A 213-nucleotide genomic window follows, 5' to 3' on the forward strand; every position below is an offset into this window, starting at 1 on the left:
CATGCCTTTATGCCAATTAAACTCAGCTTTTTGCTCAAAAAACTTGGCGGTTAAGTCGGTCTTTGTCAGTAATGCCGCCAAACTTAGATTAAACGGCCATACGCCAATACCAATAATATCTAACACGGTCGCCCCTTAGTGAGTTGGTAGTAGTGATTCGATAGTTACGTTAAATCTGCTGCTAATTCTTGTTGAACCCTACCTGTTATCGTG

At 41.3% G+C, this 213-nt stretch carries 1 protein-coding gene; it reads right to left on the reverse strand.

Translation table 11 applies throughout. The annotated features are described in order from the left end of the window. Positions 1-126 (reverse strand): SidA/IucD/PvdA family monooxygenase (locus tag V6252_RS13490; RefSeq protein ID WP_341610774.1); only part of this gene is annotated, 126 nt, incomplete at its 3' end. Positions 127-213: the final 87 nt, after the last annotated feature.

The organism is Psychrobacter proteolyticus (genome assembly GCF_038155145.1).
In the GTDB taxonomy this organism is placed as follows: domain Bacteria; phylum Pseudomonadota; class Gammaproteobacteria; order Pseudomonadales; family Moraxellaceae; genus Psychrobacter; species Psychrobacter proteolyticus_B.